16 protein-coding genes are annotated in these 17,161 nt (G+C 66.3%); 10 read left to right on the top strand and 6 right to left on the bottom strand.

From position 1 onward, the window contains the following. Positions 1-19: 19 nt before the first annotated feature. Complete coding sequence (locus NO931_RS15425; RefSeq protein WP_256393251.1) at positions 20-613, bottom strand: DJ-1/PfpI family protein; 594 nt, start codon at positions 611-613, stop codon at positions 20-22. 281 nt (positions 614-894) lie between these two features. On the opposite strand from NO931_RS15425, the gene NO931_RS15420 reads away from it, so the two are divergent. From NO931_RS15420 to NO931_RS15410, 3 genes are all read left to right on the top strand, one after another. Then, positions 895-2,721, top strand: coding sequence for a PGF-CTERM sorting domain-containing protein (locus tag NO931_RS15420; RefSeq protein ID WP_256393250.1), 1,827 nt, complete (start codon positions 895-897; stop codon positions 2,719-2,721). 248 nt (positions 2,722-2,969) lie between these two features. Further along, entirely contained in the window at positions 2,970-3,413 is a 444-nt protein-coding gene (locus tag NO931_RS15415; RefSeq protein WP_256393249.1) for a hypothetical protein, read from the top strand. 685 nt (positions 3,414-4,098) lie between these two features. Further along, positions 4,099-4,383, top strand: coding sequence for a hypothetical protein (locus NO931_RS15410; RefSeq protein ID WP_256393248.1), 285 nt, complete (start codon positions 4,099-4,101; stop codon positions 4,381-4,383). Between the two features lie 68 nt (positions 4,384-4,451). Here the strand turns inward: NO931_RS15410 and cofH are convergent, their stop codons facing one another. After that, a complete protein-coding gene (cofH, locus tag NO931_RS15405; protein ID WP_256393247.1) occupies positions 4,452-5,843 on the bottom strand; it encodes a 7,8-didemethyl-8-hydroxy-5-deazariboflavin synthase subunit CofH in 1,392 nt (463 codons plus the stop codon). A 259-nt stretch (positions 5,844-6,102) separates the two neighbouring features. On the opposite strand from cofH, the gene NO931_RS15400 reads away from it, so the two are divergent. Together NO931_RS15400 and NO931_RS15395 are read left to right on the top strand one after the other, a co-directional pair. Further along, on the top strand, positions 6,103-7,128 hold the full coding sequence (locus tag NO931_RS15400; protein WP_256393246.1) for a phosphoribosylaminoimidazolesuccinocarboxamide synthase: 1,026 nt from the start codon (positions 6,103-6,105) through the stop codon (positions 7,126-7,128). Between the two features lie 96 nt (positions 7,129-7,224). Further along, positions 7,225-7,413, top strand: a complete 189-nt coding sequence (locus NO931_RS15395) for a DUF7576 family protein (RefSeq protein WP_256393245.1) — start codon at positions 7,225-7,227, stop codon at positions 7,411-7,413. A gap of 111 nt (positions 7,414-7,524) precedes the next feature. Here the strand turns inward: NO931_RS15395 and NO931_RS15390 are convergent, their stop codons facing one another. Continuing rightward, the gene (locus NO931_RS15390) at positions 7,525-8,511 is read right to left on the bottom strand and encodes a formyltetrahydrofolate deformylase (RefSeq protein ID WP_259371588.1); all 987 of its coding nucleotides are present in this window, start codon (positions 8,509-8,511) and stop codon (positions 7,525-7,527) included. A gap of 241 nt (positions 8,512-8,752) precedes the next feature. Here NO931_RS15390 and purS point away from each other — a divergent pair, with 241 nt between their 5' ends. The 3 genes from purS (at position 8,753) to NO931_RS15375 (ending at position 12,922) form a co-directional block, all read left to right on the top strand. Next, the gene (gene purS, locus NO931_RS15385) at positions 8,753-9,004 is read left to right on the top strand and encodes a phosphoribosylformylglycinamidine synthase subunit PurS (RefSeq protein WP_256393243.1); all 252 of its coding nucleotides are present in this window, start codon (positions 8,753-8,755) and stop codon (positions 9,002-9,004) included. 3 nt (positions 9,005-9,007) lie between these two features. After that, the gene (purQ, locus tag NO931_RS15380) at positions 9,008-9,688 is read left to right on the top strand and encodes a phosphoribosylformylglycinamidine synthase I (RefSeq protein WP_256393242.1); all 681 of its coding nucleotides are present in this window, start codon (positions 9,008-9,010) and stop codon (positions 9,686-9,688) included. 129 nt (positions 9,689-9,817) lie between these two features. Beyond that, positions 9,818-12,922, top strand: coding sequence for a PAS domain S-box protein (locus NO931_RS15375; protein WP_256393241.1), 3,105 nt, complete (start codon positions 9,818-9,820; stop codon positions 12,920-12,922). A 149-nt stretch (positions 12,923-13,071) separates the two neighbouring features. Here NO931_RS15375 and NO931_RS15370 read toward each other — a convergent pair whose 3' ends face one another. The 3 genes from NO931_RS15370 to NO931_RS15360 form a co-directional block, all read right to left on the bottom strand. Next, on the bottom strand, positions 13,072-13,221 hold the full coding sequence (locus tag NO931_RS15370; protein WP_256393240.1) for a hypothetical protein: 150 nt from the start codon (positions 13,219-13,221) through the stop codon (positions 13,072-13,074). A gap of 164 nt (positions 13,222-13,385) precedes the next feature. Next, complete coding sequence (locus NO931_RS15365; RefSeq protein ID WP_256393239.1) at positions 13,386-14,456, bottom strand: archaeosine biosynthesis radical SAM protein RaSEA; 1,071 nt, start codon at positions 14,454-14,456, stop codon at positions 13,386-13,388. A gap of 102 nt (positions 14,457-14,558) precedes the next feature. Then, complete coding sequence (locus tag NO931_RS15360; protein WP_256393238.1) at positions 14,559-15,455, bottom strand: GIDE domain-containing protein; 897 nt, start codon at positions 15,453-15,455, stop codon at positions 14,559-14,561. A gap of 126 nt (positions 15,456-15,581) precedes the next feature. On the opposite strand from NO931_RS15360, the gene NO931_RS15355 reads away from it, so the two are divergent. After that, entirely contained in the window at positions 15,582-16,292 is a 711-nt protein-coding gene (locus tag NO931_RS15355) for a class I SAM-dependent methyltransferase (RefSeq protein ID WP_256393237.1), read from the top strand. 60 nt (positions 16,293-16,352) lie between these two features. Then, positions 16,353-17,129 carry a hypothetical protein gene (locus tag NO931_RS15350; RefSeq protein WP_256393236.1) on the top strand — a complete coding sequence of 259 codons (777 nt, stop codon included), beginning with the start codon at positions 16,353-16,355 and terminating at the stop codon, positions 17,127-17,129. The last annotated feature ends 32 nt before the right edge of the window (positions 17,130-17,161 follow it).

Raw genomic sequence — 17,161 nt, 5'->3', positions numbered from 1 at the left:
GATCGATCGGCTGTGCCGCTCAGTCGTCGCTGGCTGGCATCGGCTCGCCGTGCTGGACGTCCGTTCCGAGCACGTCGAGGAACTCCGAGATCCACTCGACGTGGTCGGTGAACACCCGGCCGGTGACGAGGTTCCCGTCGACCGTGACGCCGTCGTGCCACTCGCCGCCGCCGGACTCGACTTCGGCTCTCACTGCGGGATACGACGTCAGCGCCCGGCCCTCCAGCACCCCGGCCGCGTTGAGCAACTGGGGCGCGTGACAGAGCGCCGCGACGGGCTTGTCCTCCTCGAAGAAGTGCTGCACGCACTCGATCACCTCGTCGTACGTGCGCAGGTACTCCGGCGCGCGCCCGCCGGGAATCACCAGGCCGTCGTACGATTCGGCGTCGACGTCGTCGAACGTCGCCGACAGCTCGAACGTGTGGCCCGGCTTCTCGCTGTAGGTTTGTTCACCCGTGAAGTCGTGGACTGCCGTGGCGACGGTGTCGCCCGCTTCCTTGTCCGGGCAGACCGCATCGACCTCGTGGCCGACCGCCTGCAGCGCCTGATACGGAACGATCACTTCCCAGTCTTCCACGTAGTCGCCGACGATCATGAGCAGGTCGTGAGACATACGTGCCCACGATCCATGCCGGCCCCGAAGTACGTTTTCCTGATTCTCGCGGAAGCCTCTCGTAGCCGGTGCTTACGCGCTGTTTCGTGTTCCCGTCGACGCTTTGAACGGCCGGTAAATGCTGCCTGCGATACTATTGTCGTAACAAAACGTTACTATCCGTTTCGTATGTCTTCATCTACTGTCGTCCATCACGTAGCAAACGCTCAATAACAAAGGGTTAATTCGCTATCTCTCCGCTCAAGTCGTCCGCCAGGGCTTCCTGGGGCGACGAGACTAACATGATACGGAAATCGAACGCAATGAACGTGTTGCTCGTCGGGCTCGTCCTGCTCGCGACCGCAACGAGCGGGGTCGCACTCGGCGACGCGTCGATCGGTGGCGAAGACGAACAAACGGACGCCGAACAGTCGGTCTATCTGGTGTTCGGCGCCGACACTGCCTCGGAGGACCTCGACCAGTGGGTCGACGAGTTCAAAAACGGCGACGGTGCGCAGGTGGCAGACTCGACCGTCGTTCAGTATCAGGACGTCGATCAGTTGAACGTCAACCAGCAGGGGCAGGCCGTCGCGATCTCGATCAACGGCGGCCAGGCCAACGCCATCCAGCAGAACGAACAGGCGAACGACAATCGGCAGATCGCCGTCGCCGAAGCGAGCAACGAGGTCGTCGAGACGACCTCGCTCAGTAACGTCGAGCAGGTCAACGTCATCTTCGCGGGCGGAGAGAACGCGTCCGGCGGCTTCTCCGGGATGGTCGTCGAGGACGGCTCCGACGACGACGAGGACCAGAGCTCGCAGTACTCCGAAGCCGAGGTCATCCAGTCGCAGGAGGTCGACCAGCTGAACTTCAACAACCAGAGTGCCGCGATCGCGCTCGCGGTCGACAACAGCACCGCGACGGCCTACCAGGAAGCCGAGCAGCGAAACTCCAACACGCAGTACGCGGAGGCAGACGCGACTAATGTCGACGCGGGCGGCGGCGACGGTGAGCAGGAAGCCGATTCCGACGTCGAACAGGAACAGGACGTCACGCAGGTGAACGTCAACATCCAAGGTCTGGCGGTCGCCATCGCCGTGGGCGAAAACAGCGAGGCGCTGGCGGTCCAGAAGAGTTACCAGTACAACTCCAACAGCCAGGTCGCCTTCAGCTCGGCAACCAACGTGCAGACCGGCATCCTCGGCATCTCCGGCATGTCGATGGCCGCGGCCGCGCCGAACGTCTCTGACGACGGAAGCGCGAACGCTACCGAGAACGGCTCGGAGGGCGAGGCGGCCAACGCGTCCGGCACGTCTACGGAGAGCGTCGAGCAGAACAGCGGCGGGACGACTCTGACGACCCAGGAGTCGGTCGCGAAGATCAAGCAGCACCAGGACGTCACGCAGCGCAACATCAACAACCAGAACCTCGCGCTCGCGATCGCGATCGAGAACAGCAGCGCGCAGGCCTTCCAGAGTAGCTTCCAGCAGAACGTGAACGTGCAGGCCGCCGAGGTCGAGGCCGCGAACCTCCACTCACGGACCACCTCGCTGATCATCTCGGGCGCCGAGACGTCCGAGCGTCCCGGCTGGGCGATCCAGCTCGACGCCGGCGACGAGACCGTCGACCAGAGCGCCTGGGCGGAGATCGAGCAGACCCAGCTGATCGACCAGCTGAACTTCAACCACCAGAGCGCGGCGGTCGCGTACGCCACGAACGACGGCGAGTCCAACGCGTTCCAGACGAGCCAGCAGTACAACGAAAACATCCAAGAAGGGATCGCCGAGGCCACCAACGAAGCAAGTTCGGGCGGCGACGATCAGTCCGAACAACAGAGCGACGAGGAGAGTTCCTCGGACAGCGAGACGGAGGACTCCACGGAGAACAGCGACGCGGGCGACGACAAGGAGGATTCCTCGGAGAACGAGGAAGACTCCACCGGGAGCAGCGATACGGGCGACGACGATAGTTCCAGCGACGAACAGGACGCCGACGGTAGTTCCACTAACGAGCAGGATACCGACGACTCCGACGAGAACTCGGGCGATAGCTCGCTCCCTGGCTTCGGTGTCGGGGTGACGGCTGTCTCGCTGCTCGGTGCAGCGCTGCTCGCACTGCGACGCGAATAGACGCTCGAACTAGCCACTTCCACGATTTTTTACTGATCGTCCCGGGAGCGGCGGCGCTGTGCCGATCGGCACCGTTCTTGCAATCCAATACGACTACATCAGTGAACAGTTCGTATACCGTCTGGTATCTTCGGCCTTCAGACTGGCTTGTAGTCGACTGCCGTAGCCGGGTTTCGTTCAGGTGTCTCCGATGACACTGAAACGATCGCACCGATTTTTACGCGGCTCAGTGATCGTCCGACCCGAACATGAACGTACGAGACGGACCACTCCTCCTGATCACGGCGGTACTGCTCGCTGGTCTCGCGGTCGTTACGACGACCGTCGTTGGGGGAGCGTTCTTCGACGATACCGACGACGACCGAGGCTCCAGCTCCGAGAGCGAAACCACTGTCAACTACACGGTCACCGTCGACGGCGAGACGGTCGTCGATCGGCAAATCGCCGTTGAGGACGACTCCACCGTCAGTCAAACGTTCTCGCTGGATGACGGAACCAGCGTCAACCAGACCGTCACCGTCGACGACGGCACGATCGTCGATCAGGAGACCACCGTCGAAAGCGAGACGAGTACCAGCCAGACGACCCAATCAACGTCGAGTTCCGTCAGCGGGGATTCCGAGACTGTCGTCCAGACCAACACTGCCGAGTCGACGTCCGAGGTGAACGTCAGCACCTCCACCGACTCGTAATCGGCAACCAGCGGCGTGCGACCGCCCCGTTGTACCACTCACAGCCGCCCCCTCGATCTTCTTTCGGTCTGACCGAAACTACACCGTCTATCGATGATCGACGAACGGTGGTGACGGCAAACGAAGATTCGAGACTTCACCCGCGGGTGCGCAGCTGATTCGCGTGTCGTCCGCTCACCGTCGCACGCGACGAGGCGGACTCTCGATCGAGAGTTATTTCAAGCGGCATTTCAAGGATATTTGGGTTGCGTAGTGCTAACCACGACATTCTGCACTTCGCTACACGGGCGAAGTTCCGACACGAATCGCCGAGCGAGAACTACCAGAATGATCCGCTCAAATTCGGGAAGGCGACTTTTGAAAACGCAAGTATCGGCCACTCAGCAGACGTTACCGGGAACGATCGACCGGGACCCGATTCACGACCCCTGATTTTGCGGGACTGCAGAGGCCGGTGCTCACTGGAGTATTAGCGTATTATATAGTGAACTGCGAAATTAGCACTGTCACGTTCACGTATATCATCGATCTTCTCTGCGGTGGACGGCAATCATCAGCTCTCCTCCACGTATAGGGCCTGATACGGCAGTAAAACGATCGAAGTGGTTTATCAACAGTTTCGTGGTAGCGGATGCCGGGTGCGACGTGGCACCCGTGACAACCGATGAAAAAGGCACTCCGGATATTGATCGCGGTATCACTGCTGGGAACGCTCGTGCTCGGGGCAACGGCATCGCCCGTGGCCGCCTCCGACTCCGACGACGACTGGTGGGACCAGGACGCCGATGCCGACGTTGATCAGGACCAGGACGCCGTTCAGGTGAACGACAACGATCAGGACGACGCCATCGCGGTAGGTATCGTCAGCGGTGAGACTGAGGCCGAACAGGAGAGCGAACAGAGTAACACGAACGTGCAGTACGGCGAGGCCGAAGCCGAGAACGAGTGGGAGTTCGACTTCGGTTTCTAAGCTGAACGACTCGCGGTTAGTTCTTTTTTGCGTCGCGTGTTGCCGACGATTCGAGACCGTCGCGCCAATCAGTCGTCGGCGTTGATCGGATCGCCGTCGCTGTTCCGCTGCGTCCGCTCGAACAGCGGCGTCCCGTCCGCGCGCGGACCGAGTGTTGGCCCGAACGGCGGGTCCTCTGGATCAATCCGGCGCCGCTGCCGGTAGTCGGTCGAGCGTTCGACGGGCACCCGACCGATCGACGTGATCATGTCGACGTACTGCTCGAACGTCCGGACCTCGCCGTAGTCGCCGCCGGCGCGCTTGGTGATCTCCTCGGAGAGGATCGTCCCCATGAAGTCGTCGGCGCCACACGAGAGCAGCTTCAGCCCGTGTTCGTCGCCGTACTTCACCCACGACGACTGGACGTGCTCGACGTTGTCTAAGAAGAGCCGGCCGACTGCCACCATCAGTTCGTCCTCGTCGCGCGACGCGCCGCCCTCCACCAGTCCCTGCTCGTACAGCGGCGTGTTCTGGTGGATAAACGAGAGGGGGACGAACTCCGTGATCGCGCCCGTCCGGTCCTGCAGTTCGCGGATCCGCTGCAGGTGGAGCGCACGGTGGGCCTCGTTCTCGACGTGACCGTACATGATCGTCGACGTGAGGTCCAGCCCGACGTTCGCGGCGGCCTCCATCGCGTCCATCCACTCCTCGGTGCCGATCTTGCCGGGGCAGATCACGTCGCGGACCTCCTCGACGAGGATCTCGGCGGCGGTGCCCGGAACGCTGTCGAGGCCGGCGTCTTTCAGCCGCTCGAATACCTCCTCGTAGCTCCAGTCGGTCCCTCGCTTGGCGTGGTACGCCTCCTCGGGGGTCATCGAGTGGACGTGGACGCCGCCGACGCTCATCGCCGCGATCTGGTCGACGTACGTCCCCGGACTCGTCTCGTAGTCCGCGGGCGGGCGGTAGTTGACCTCTTTGGGATTGTCGGCCGCTTCGAGGATCTCGCGGTGCTCGTCGTCGAGCGCGAACGCGGGGTGGAGCCCCGAGACCGAGCAGACCTCGTAGATGCCCATCTCGGCGGCGTCCTCGACGATCTGGCGGGACTCGTCCGGCGTCTTGGTGAAGCCCGGATTCTCCCCGTCATACTCTGTCTCGAAGCGCTGGGCTGCGTCCTTGAAGTTGCAGAACTTGCAGCCGACGTTACAGGCCGTCGTGACGTTGTTGTTGAGGTTCGCGACGAACGTCACCTCCTCCCCGACGACCTCGGCGCGGCGCCGATCCGCGGCCTCTAACACCCGCTCTTTGCGCTGCTGGTCGATCCCCTCGTCGTCCGTGCCGGTGGTCAGCAGTTCGATCGCGTCGTCGACCGACAGCCGCTCGCCGTCGCGGGCCTTGTCCAGCGCGTTCTCGAACGACTGATCGGTCTCGGGGACGCGCTCGAACTCGAACTCGTCGGGCGCGTCCCCCTCGCCCTTCTCCATCACCTCTTGCACGACGGTCCGCCCGTAAAAACCTCCGGTGATACCGGCTAGGATGGAGTGTTGTTGGACCGGCGTTCGCTGTTGCTCGTGCGGCGACTACTACGCTCGAAGCCCTCGCGACCGGACGACCGCTCGCCCTTCGGGCGTAGTGTTCGCGTCGTTGCTGGCGGAGGAGCGAACGGTAGCCTCGACCGAAACCGCTGCCTTTCTCGCTCGAAATTTCGGCAGGTACATAGGCCGCCGATTCGGGAGTCCAAGTATGACGAGCGTCAAGGAGTTCCGGGTCGAGGTCGAGCCCTCGGCCGGAGAGCTGGGTCGCGGCGCGTTCCGCTTTACCGACGACTACTCGGTGTTCGACTGGGGGAAGATGCCCGACGAGATCCCCGAGAAAGGCAAGAGCCTCTGTGCGATGGGGGCGTTCAACTTCGAACTTCTCGAAGCCGAAGGCGTCCCGACGCACTACCGCGGCGTCGTTCCGGAGGACGCTGACGAGGCCGTCCCGCTCGCCGACGCCGACGACGCGCCCCGCGAGATGGCCATCGACCTGACGCAGGTGCCCGATCTCCCCCACGACGGCCGCGACTACGACTACGACGCCTACCACGACGAGGCCGGCGAGAACTACCTCGTCCCCCTGGAGATCGTGTTTCGGAACCGGGTGCCGGTGGGCTCCAGCCTGCGCGGGCGCACCGACCCCGCCGACCACGGCCTCGAGTTCGATTCGTGGCCCGACGAAGCCGTCGACCTCGACGAGCCGGTCGTCGAGTTCTCCACGAAGTACGAGGAGTCGGATCGCTACCTCTCGCGCGAGGAGGCCGACGCGATCGCCGGCGTGGCGTCGATCGAGGAGCTCGACGCCACCGCCCGCGAGGTGAACCAGATCGTCACCGAGCGCGCCGCCGAGGCGGGTATGACTCACGAGGACGGGAAGATCGAGTGCCTGTATTTCGAGGGCGAGATCCGCGTCGCCGACGTCGTCGGGACGCTCGACGAGAACCGCTTTTCCTACGACGGCCAGCAGCTCTCGAAGGAGGTCATCCGGCAGTACCACAAGCGCACGCAGCCCGAGTGGGTCGACGCCGTCGACGCCGCGAAGGAACGGGCGAAAGACGAGGACGTCGCCGACTGGCGCCCGCTCTGTGAAGTCCAGCCCGAATCGCTCGACGACGACGTGATTCAGGTTGCGCGGGACATCTACGCCGCCGGCGCGAACGCGTACGTCGGCCGCGAACTGTTCGACGCGCCGCCGATCGACGACGCCGTCGCCGCGGCGCGGGACCTCTGAACGGCCGTCCGCCCGGCTCTCCCCGCCCGCAGCGAATTTTGCCGCCCCGACGGAAATGCAATCCTTATAGTGGGCCAGCCCCCTCCGTGTGAACAAATGGTTGACCCGACATCGGAGCTCGAGGAGGACATCGACGAGGACGAGGCCCCGAACTGCGAGGTTTGCGGCGAGCCGATCGTAGAGGACCCCGCCCACGTCGTCCGAACGCGGGTCGAGGACGGCAAGGCCTATCACCGGCACTTCTGCAGCGAGGCGTGCGTCGCGGAGTTCGACGACGCGAACTGACTGCGGCTATTTCTCTCGACCGAAGTCTCGTCTCCGCTACGTTCGGGTCGGCGAGTCGCCGGAGTCGCTACTCGGACGAACAGAACGCGTGAAAAGACGGTGCGGCGTCGATCAGTCGTCGTCCGATTCGGTCGTGACTTCGGCGCCGTCGGCCTGCTCGCTCAGCGCGTCGCCGAGGCCGTCGACCGGCCGGTCGGGGTTGGCCCGCTGGGCGTCCCGAGTGAGACCGAGCTGGTAGCCGCCGGCATCGTCGCGGAGACTGGTGCGGCCGCGGTGGACCGAGACGTCGTTGTTCAGGTGCAGGCGCACGGCTTCGAGCAGCGCGTCAGCTTCGAGGGGCTGGCCGCGCTGCTTGAGGTCCGCGCGGGTGTCGTCGTCCCGGACGTCGCAGGCCCGCTGGGTGATGATCGGACCCTGGTCCAGGTCCGTGGTCACGTAGTGAGCCGTGACGCCCGCGATGCGGACGCCCTCCTGGATCGCCTGCTCGTAGGCGCGCGCGCCGGGGAACGCCGGGAGCAGGCTCGGGTGGATGTTGATGATCCGGTCCTCGTAGCGGAACACGACGTTCGGGCTGAGAATCCGCATGTAGCGGGCGAGCACGATCAGGTCGGCGTCGTACTCCGCGAGCAGGTCGAGCAGCTCCTCCTCGTCGGGGGTGCCTTTCTCGTCGCCGACGTCGTGGAACGGGACGCCGTACTGCTCGGCAAGGGGTTGCAGGTCGTCGTGGTTGCCGATCACGACCGAGATGTCCGCGCCCAGCTCGTCGTTGGTCCAGGCCTCGAACAGCGCTTCGAGGCAGTGGGACTCCTTGGTCACGAGCACCGCGATCTGCTGAGTCTCGCGGTCGGCGGGGAAGCGAACCTGCACGTCGACCTCGAGTTCGTCGCCCAACTCCTCGAGGTCCTCCCGGAGCTTCTCCTCCGTGCAGACCATCTCGCTGGTGTCGACGGTCGTCGTCATCCGGAACAGATCGTCCCGGACCGCCTGGTCGATGTCCTCGATGTTGATCCCGCGCTCGAACATCAGGGTGGTGAACTGCGCGACGATTCCCGTGGAGTCGTCTCCGATAACCGTGATCTCGGTCAGCTCGTTCGTCATCGCGACCACCTCCGCGCGGGATCGGTGTCCGTCATCAGGCTATATCTGAGCGGCGGCGGGTAAAAGGCTTGTTTTCGGCCGTCTCCCGGCCGCGTCGTACGGTACCACGCCTCTATGCCTGCTGTCGCCCCCCGGAAGCGCGTCCGGGCGCGGCGCCGTGGCGTCCGCATCGATACCCACGTTCGTGCATACGGAGACGAAGTCACAAACGTTTTTGCGCACGGTCACCCAACTACGGGCGATGACTGCCTACACCGCCACGGTCACCGTGCGCCTGAAGACGGGCGTGCTCGACCCGGAAGCCGAGACGACCCAGCGCGCGCTCGAGCGACTCGGCTTCGAGCTGGAGTCGCTGCGCTCGGCCGACCGGTTCGAGATCGACCTGGAGGCCGACTCGGCCGACGACGCCGCCGAGCGCGTCGCGGAGATGGCCGAGCGGCTGCTCGCGAACCCGACGATCCACGACTACGACGTCGAGGTCGAGGAGCGATAACGGATGACGGTCTCGATCGTCCGCTTCGGCGGCTCGAACTGCGACCGGGACGCCGAGCGCGCCCTCGACCATCTCGGCGTCGACGCCGAGATCGTCTGGCACGAGGACGGCCTTCCCGAGGACGCGACGGGCGTGATGCTGCCGGGCGGCTTTTCGTACGGCGACTACCTGCGCGCCGGTGCGATGGCGGCCCGCTCGCCGATCATGGACGAGGTGCGAGCGGCCGCAGAGGACGGCGTGCCGGTGCTGGGTGTCTGCAACGGCGCCCAGATCGGCTCGGAGTCGGGGCTGACCGGCGGCGCCTTCACGACCAACCGGAGCGCACGGTTCCAGTGCGAGCACGTCCACCTGCGCGTCGAGAACGCCGACACCCCCTGGACGGCGGCGTACGACGAGGGCGACGTGATCGAGATCCCCATCGCCCACGGCGAGGGGCGCTTCGAGATCACCGACGACCGACTCGACACCCTCCGCGAGGAGGACCGGGTCCTGTTCCGGTACTGCGACGCCGACGGCGAAGCGACCGAGGCGGCCAACCCCAACGGCTCGAAGGACAACGTCGCCGGCATTCTCGGCGAGGACGAACACGTCGCCGTGCTGATGCCCCACCCCGAGCGCGCGACGCTTCCGGACGTCGGTCGGACCGACGGGCAGGGCGTTCTTCGGGGCTTCGCGGCGGAGTAGCGCCGACGGAGCACACCCGAATCGTGTCGGCGGAACGGCCGGAATCTTTTTTGTAGTATCGTTTATATATCCTGCCAAGATTAAAGTCGGGCTGGTTCGTCGGTGGTGACGAACTAGTCGGTTTGTCTCATGTCAGAGGCTATCACGATCCTCTGCGCGGCGGAGGATCAGGACGCGTTATCGCAGCTGATGGTCCCGCTCCGGCGAGCGGGCTTCGGGGTAGCGACGGCGTCGGACGCCGACGCTGCCGTCGCTGCAGTCGAGGCGGGCGGAATCGGCGCCGTCGTCGCGGCTCACGACCAGCCAGGGCCCGACGGCCTCGCATTACTCGAACGACTCGACAGGGCCAACGTCCCGGTGTTCCTCTGCCCGGCGTCCGGCGACGAACGACTCGCCGGGCGCGCGCTGGCGGCCGGCGCGGCCGGCTACGTCCCGCGGTGCGACGCCGACGCCGAACTGGTCGACCGCATTCGAGGCGTGCTCGGCGACGCGACGGGACCACCGAGGTCGGACGGTGACGACGCCGGCCGGCACGACGCCGCCGACGAGCACAATCGCCTTTCGCTGTTGATCGAGCAGTCGCCGCTCGCGATCGTCGAGTGGACGACGGAGTTCACGGTCGACGGCTGGAACCCCGCCGCAGAGGCGTTGTTCGGGTTCTCAACCGAGGAAGTGATGGGTCGCCACGGGCGGGACTTGCTCGTCCCGGAGACCGAACGCGAGACCGTCGACGAGGCCCGGCGAGAACTGCTGGAGGGCGGCGGCGTCTCGCACGTCGTCAACGAGAACGTGACGAAAGACGGCGATCGGATCACCTGCGAGTGGCACAACACGCCGCTGACCGACGAGGACGGCGAGGTCGTCGGCGCGCTGTCGTTCGTTCGCGACGTCACCGACCGCACCCAGCGCGTCGCCGCCCTGGAGACGCTCCAGGAGATGTCCCGGGATCTGATCGGGGCCGGCTCACGGCGCGAGGTCGCCGCGATCGTCACGGCCGCCGCCGCCGACGTGTTGCTCCATCCGCTCGCGGCGTTTCGGCTTCACGACGCCGAGGCCGACGCGCTCGTCCCGGTCGCCAGCGCGGACGAGGGCTGGGACGCCGGCACGGTCGAGTCGCTGGCCCGCGACGAGGGGCCGCTCTGGCGCGCGTTCGGTGCCGGCCAGCAGGTCGTCTACGAGGACACCGACGAGTTCGCGGACGTCGACGCCGCGAGCCTGCTCGTCCAGCCGCTGGGCGAGCACGGCGTGCTCTCGTTCGCCGCGGACGAGCCCGGCGCCTTCGACGAGACCGACAGGTACCTCGCGACGGTCGTCGGCGCCGCCGCGGAGACGGCGCTCGACCGCACGGAGCGAAAGCACGAACTCGAACGCCGCGAGCGGCTGCTCGACGCCGTCGGCGACGGGCTGTACGCGCTCGACACCGAGGGGTACTACACCGAGATCAACGACGCGGTCGCGGAGATGACGGGCTACGACCGCGAGGAGTTGCTGGGCGAACACGTCTCGAAAATCATGCTCGAAGCGGACATCGAGCGCGGCGAGGAGCTGGTGCAACGGCTGCTCGCGGTCGAGGACGTCGACGTGGCGTCCTACGAGGTGACCGTCGTCAGCAAGGACGGCGAGCGGATCCCCTGCGAGGTCAACATGTCGCTGCTCCCCGGCGAGGGGTTCTCGGGCAGCGTGGGCACCGTCAGAGACATCAGCGAGCGCAAGCGCATGGAGCGGACGCTCCGCGATCGAAAGCGCAAGATCGAGAGCGTCCACCGCGTCGCGACGCGGCTGGAGGGCTGTCGCTCCGCGTCTGCGATCTTCGAGTTGGCGGTCGAGGCCGCCCGCGACGTGTTCGACGTCGACGCCTGTACGATCGAAACGTTCGACGGGGCGGCGGCGAGTCGCTACGTCGCCGAGGACTCCCGGATCGATCCTGCGGTCGGCGCCGACGGACGGATCGACCGGCACGCGTACGACCGTGCGCGCCGCCGAGGCGAGACCGTGCTGGTCGACGACCTCCGGCGGAGTGGCGACGGCGCCGGCGCGGTTCGATCGCTGCTGTCGGTGCCGGTCGGCGACGTCGGGGTCTTCCAGGCCGCGACGGACCTCGTCGGCTCGTTCGACGCCGAGGACGCCGAGATCGCCGAGCTGTTGCTCTCTCACGTCGCGAACGCCGTCGAACGGGTCCGGTTCGAGACCGAACTTCGCGAGGAACGCGATCGCTTCGCCGCGCTGTTCGAAAACGTCCCCGATCCGGTCGTCAGCACGCGCCGCGAGAGCGGCCGGCAGATCGTCCTCGACGTCAACGCCGCGTTCGAACGCGTGTTCGGCTACGACGGCGCGCGGATGCAGGGTGAACCGCTCGACGAGCTCATCGTTCCGCCCGACGAACGCGAGCACGCGGACGAACTGGCCGAGCGGGGCACCCGCGGCGAACTCGTCGAGACCGAAGTGCGTCGCCGGACGGCGACGGGGTACCGGGACTTCGTGTTGACGGTCGTTCCGGTCGATATCGAGGCTGACAGCTCTCTGAGCTACGGCGTCTACACCGACGTGACCGAGCACAACCGCCAGCAACAGCGCGTCGAGGTGCTCAACCGGGTGCTGCGCCACGATCTCCGCAACGGAATGAACATCGTGAAAGGCTGCGCGGAGATGCTCGACGCCATGGTCGGCGAGGGCTCGGAGTACGCCGCAGCGATCCAGGAGCGGGCCGACGAACTGATCGCGCTCGCGGAGAAGACCCGCGCGGTCGAGCGGACGCTCGATCGCGATGACGCCGAGCCGGGCTCGGTCGATGTCGTCGCGGCGATCGATTCGATCACCGACCGCGTCGACGGGGAGTTCGACGTCGACGTGACGACGTCACTGCCCGACAGCGCCTACGCGCTCGCGGACAGTATGCTCCGGACGGCGATCTATCACGTCGTCGAGAACGCGATCGTCCACAACGACGGCGACCGCCCCTCGGTCAACATCGACGTCACCGTCGACGATAGCGACGAGCGCATCCGGATCGTCGTCGCTGACGACGGTCCCGGAATTCCGGACGAAGAACGGGAGCTGCTCGCAGAGGACCGCGAGATCACCCAACTCCGCCACGCAAGCGGGCTGGGGCTGTGGCTAGTCAACTGGGTGGTCACCCAGTCCGGCGGCGAACTTTCCTTCGACGAGTCGCCCTCGGGCGGTACTCGGGTCGTGCTGGAGATCCCGCGGGCCCGCGTCGAACAGCGCCCCGCTTGAGCGGCGGCGTCCCCAAGCGTCCAGTTTGAGCGGCGGCGTTCCCACTGAACGGCGGTCTCCCTGGCGAGCGACGGCGCCCGGACGCCCTCCCTGTTCCCCCACAGCGGCGTCTCGACGCCCCGCACGACGATGTTGCGATCACGCCCCGCTCAGCGACGCACCTCGACGGGCGAGTCCGACGCGATCCACTCGCCCGTGGCGTCCTGCGTTCGCAGTTCGATTCGCCCGTCGGAGCGATACACCAGTTCGGTCTCCCCCGGTTCGGCCGTCGAGGGCTGGTTCCCGTCAGTTCCGTCCATGGCATCCCGCGGCGGCGTCGCGCCGCGCTGTACTCGACGCTGGAGCGCACGTTCCCATTAGTACGTGCCGCATACTCGGGAGAAGAGAGCCGCTACGGTGCCGTCAGTGGCAATAGCGGACCGGGGAACTGTCGAGCGCGAGACGCCGCGGTGGCGACGCCGATTCAGCGCGCCAGCGGAAGATTGAACGTCGTCTCTCGTTCGCGCACGGCCTCCCACGTGTGTTCGCAGTCACAGGTGACCTGCTCGAACACCGAGGGGTCCTGCCGGAGGTCGAAGTCCTTGATCGCACGCTGGACGCGGTCGTCGCACTCGCCGCAGTTGTGCGGGCCGCGGTCGCTGCCGTGGCCGACGGGGTCCGAGACGACGATGGCGTCGACGTCGGCGGTCTCCTCTAAGACGTGGGCGACGCTCCAGAGCCACGGCGGGCGGTAGCCGTCCCGGAAGTGCAACTCGTCGACCATCGTGTAGCGCTGGACGTTGCAGGGGTTCATCGAGACGGTGTGGGCGTGCTCGGCGCAGCGCTCGATCGAGCTGATCATGTCGTCGATCGCCTCCTGCTCGGAGAGGAACGGCGGCTTCATGAGAAGATACGCCTTGATCCCCGCGCCGGCGGCGTCGGCTTCCGCGCTGGCCTCGACGAACTGCTCGTAGTCGAAGTACTTGTTGACACAATCGTGGCGCACGCGGTCGGTCGCGGTCTCTAACCCGACCGCGACGTCGGTCTCCAGTCCCTGCTCGGTGAAGTCCTCGATCTTCTCGCGCTCGACGAAGTCGGGCAGGCTCTCGACGACGATCCGGTCGCGGTCGCCGAACGTCTCGGCGATGGCTTGCCGCGTCTCGGCGGCGACCTCGCGCTCGTCGAGGAACGAGCCGCTGGTGTAGATCTTGATCAGGCCCGATTTCTCCTCGGCGTTCTCGGCCTCGTGGTCGAGGCAGACGTCGATCTGGTCCATCATCGCGTCGTGGGCGACGCTGCCGCCTTCGACGGATTCGGCGACGTAGCCACACATCGTACAGCCCCCCGCGCGGGCCCACCGGCAGCCGCCGGTGTTGAGGATGATCGTCAGGCTCTGGTAGACGCCGTCGGGCGTGTTGTCCTCGTCGATCCACACGCGCGTCGGCTCGTGGGGGTCGTAGGTGGCATCTTTCTCCGAGCGGATCTCCCGCATCACCTTGTTGTGGGCGTCCATCCCCTTCCCCGCCTCGTAGACTTCCGGACTCGGCTTGCTCATTGGCGATCCGTAGCCGACGAGTCCGTAAAACGGCAGCGGTCGGGCACCGAGCGTGGGGATCGGTGCGGGGCGGACCCAACCAGTGTGGCGATCGCACCGGCGTCAGGGCGGGAGTGACGCGCCAAGTTCGATCGCGATGAACCGCAACGCGAGGTACGCCAGGACGAGACCGCCCGCGCCGTAGCCGAACGCTCTGTTGCGGTATCGTCGCAGTGCGGCCCCGCGGTTGCCGTCTGTGACGACGAACGGCCCCTCGTCGCCGGTGATGTTCGTCGTCCCGTCCCGCTCGACGGCCTGGCCGAGCACCGTCACCTCCGTCCCCGGCGTCAGCGCGGTCTCTCGATACTGGCGTTCCGTGTCGCCGTACTCCGCTTCGAGATCGGTCACGACGGCGCTGCCGGCGTCGAACCGCTCGTCGGGGCCCCGGTCGGCACCCGTCCCCTGCAGATCGAGTCGGGCGCCATCCGGATCGACGCGGACCGGCCCCGACCCGTCGTCGATCCGGAACGGTTCGCCGCCCGCGCCCGATTCGAAGGCGTGAGTGTCTCGTTTCTGCCGGAACCACCACTCCCAGCAGACCGCCTGCGTGCCGAACACCGGCGTCGACCCCGTCGACTCGTCGTCCGGGACGACGCCCGTCACGGCGACGGGACCGGGCGTCACGGCCCCGGTCGGAACGTTATCCCGGCGGACGCTCCGGACCCAGGTTCGGGCGTTCCCGACGCCGATGCTGACGACTATCAGCCCCACCGGGAACAGCACCGCGGGGACGCCGAGCCGTCTGAACGCCCAGCGTCCGATGTCGCGGTACCAGAAGACGCTAACGAGCAACAGGCTGACTGCGAACCCGCCGACTCCCGCCAGCACCGCCGCGGTGTACGACGACGTGAACCGCTGCTCGAACCGGACCTTCGTCCGGGTGTTGTACGCGAAGGCGGCGGCGAACAGCACCCCGTGAACGGCGACGATGATCACGGCGAGCAGTACGAGCTCCGACATCTATCGGTATTTTTCCAATTGATATAGTATAAATAATTCGTTGTCGACGGCCTCCGCTGGCGACGCGACTTGACGGTCTGAAGCCTCGCTTTGATATTCAAGTCCCTCGACGTGCTACGGAGCCACATGACCGACGCCGCGTCATCTGAGAGCACCTCCGACGGAGCCGACAGCCGCCCGATGTCGACCGACGAGATCCGCGACACCTACGCCGATCGCGCGAGCTGGTTCGCCCGGTTCGACTGGCTCGATCGCCTGTTCACCGGCCGGTACCGGAGGCCGCTGTTCTCGCAGGCGTCGGGCCGCGTGTTAGACGTCGCCTGCGGGACGGGCGTGAACTTCCCGTACCTCCCCGAATCGGTCGACCTCGTCGGCGTCGACCTCAGCCCGGAGATGCTCGCGGGCGCCCGCCAGCAACTCGACGGGCTCGAACTCGACGGCGAACTCCGCGAGATGGATGCTCAGGAGCTGGCGTTCGAGGACGACAGCTTCGACACCGTGATCTCCTCGTTGTCGACCTGCACCTTCCCAGACCCGGTCGCCGCACTGCGGGAGATGGAGCGGGTCTGTCGGCCCGGCGGAAAGATCCTTCTGCTGGAACACGGCCGCAGCGACGTGGGAGCGATCGCCAAACTTCAGGACTGGCGGGCCGACTCGCATTACGAATCGATGGGCTGTCGGCTGACCCAGGAGCCCATGGAGCACGTCGCGGCGGCCGGACTGAACGTGCGGGACGCCCGAACTGCCGTGCTGGGGATCCTGACGCTGATCGAAGCCGACCCCGCCGACGAAGAACCCGACCTCGCCGACGAAGCGGCCGAACCTGCCGGCGAGTGACGGTCTCCTCTCCGGATTCGACAGAACACTTATGATACTTGCACGAGAGGTATCGCCGTCATGCGCCGCCGCTCCCTGCTCGTGACCGCCTCGATCGCCGCGACCGCCGGGATCGTCGGCTGCACGGGCTCGGAGACGACCGGCGTCGAGGTGCTCGATCGGGAGCTGGCCGACGCCGCGGACGGGGAGACGACGATGCGCGTGCAGGTCGAGAACGGCGGCGAGGGGGGTCACGTCGAGGTCGCGGTCGATCTCGCGTGGACCGCCGATGGCGCCGACGAGCGCAACTCGTCCAGCCCTGCGCTCGAAAATCGAGATTTCTTGCACCGTCAGAAGAGCGCGAAGCGCTCTGTCGGACCTCTCGGGAGCTTCGCTCCGCTCAGTGACGAGAGTACGAAGCTCTCTCGAACCCCCTCGACTCCGTCTCGGCAGGACGCCGAAGGCGAGGTGTTCGAGACGTACTCGGACGTCGTCGGCCTCGACGCCGGCGAGCGGCGGTGGGTCGACGTTCCGGTGCGTCGCTACCCCGATCGGGAGAGCGACTACGAGTACCGCGTCGCGGCGTCCCGGACGGACCGGCCGCTCGCGCGGTTCGACCACGATCCCGAGGAGCCGGGGGTCGGCGACGTGCTCCGGGTCGACGCGAGCAGCTCGCGCGTCGTCGACGGCACCATCGCGGCCTACGACTGGTCGATCGGCGACGCCTACGAAGTCGGCCGCGAGATCGAGTACCGGCTCGACGACGGGGACGCGTCGGAGCTGGCGGTCGAACTGCGCGTCACCGACACGCAAGGGGCGTTCGACACCGCGCGGCGCCGGATCGAACTGGACGGCTGACGGCGATTCGGGGTCGGGAGCGCGGCCGGCGG

Source organism: Natronoarchaeum rubrum, from assembly GCF_024494695.1.
The sequence above is the reverse complement of the archived record's forward strand: the minus strand, read 5'-3'. Positions and strand labels throughout refer to the sequence as shown.

Bases quoted from the DNA above. Each gene is read 5' to 3' on its own strand.
- NO931_RS15415 (WP_256393249.1), top strand. From the start codon at position 2,970: ATGAACGTACGAGACGGACCACTCCTCCTGATCACGGCGGTACTGCTC.
- NO931_RS15400 (WP_256393246.1), top strand. From the start codon at position 6,103: ATGACGAGCGTCAAGGAGTTCCGGGTCGAGGTCGAGCCCTCGGCCGGA.
- NO931_RS15390 (WP_259371588.1), bottom strand. From the start codon at position 8,511: ATGACGAACGAGCTGACCGAGATCACGGTTATCGGAGACGACTCCACG.
- cofH (WP_256393247.1), bottom strand. From the start codon at position 5,843: ATGGAGAAGGGCGAGGGGGACGCGCCCGACGAGTTCGAGTTCGAGCGC.
- purS (WP_256393243.1), top strand. From the start codon at position 8,753: ATGACTGCCTACACCGCCACGGTCACCGTGCGCCTGAAGACGGGCGTG.
- NO931_RS15425 (WP_256393251.1), bottom strand. From the start codon at position 613: ATGTCTCACGACCTGCTCATGATCGTCGGCGACTACGTGGAAGACTGG.
- NO931_RS15365 (WP_256393239.1), bottom strand. From the start codon at position 14,456: ATGAGCAAGCCGAGTCCGGAAGTCTACGAGGCGGGGAAGGGGATGGAC.
- purQ (WP_256393242.1), top strand. From the start codon at position 9,008: ATGACGGTCTCGATCGTCCGCTTCGGCGGCTCGAACTGCGACCGGGAC.
- NO931_RS15370 (WP_256393240.1), bottom strand. From the start codon at position 13,221: ATGGACGGAACTGACGGGAACCAGCCCTCGACGGCCGAACCGGGGGAG.
- NO931_RS15420 (WP_256393250.1), top strand. From the start codon at position 895: ATGATACGGAAATCGAACGCAATGAACGTGTTGCTCGTCGGGCTCGTC.
- NO931_RS15350 (WP_256393236.1), top strand. From the start codon at position 16,353: ATGCGCCGCCGCTCCCTGCTCGTGACCGCCTCGATCGCCGCGACCGCC.
- NO931_RS15395 (WP_256393245.1), top strand. From the start codon at position 7,225: ATGGTTGACCCGACATCGGAGCTCGAGGAGGACATCGACGAGGACGAG.
- NO931_RS15375 (WP_256393241.1), top strand. From the start codon at position 9,818: ATGTCAGAGGCTATCACGATCCTCTGCGCGGCGGAGGATCAGGACGCG.
- NO931_RS15360 (WP_256393238.1), bottom strand. From the start codon at position 15,455: ATGTCGGAGCTCGTACTGCTCGCCGTGATCATCGTCGCCGTTCACGGG.
- NO931_RS15355 (WP_256393237.1), top strand. From the start codon at position 15,582: ATGACCGACGCCGCGTCATCTGAGAGCACCTCCGACGGAGCCGACAGC.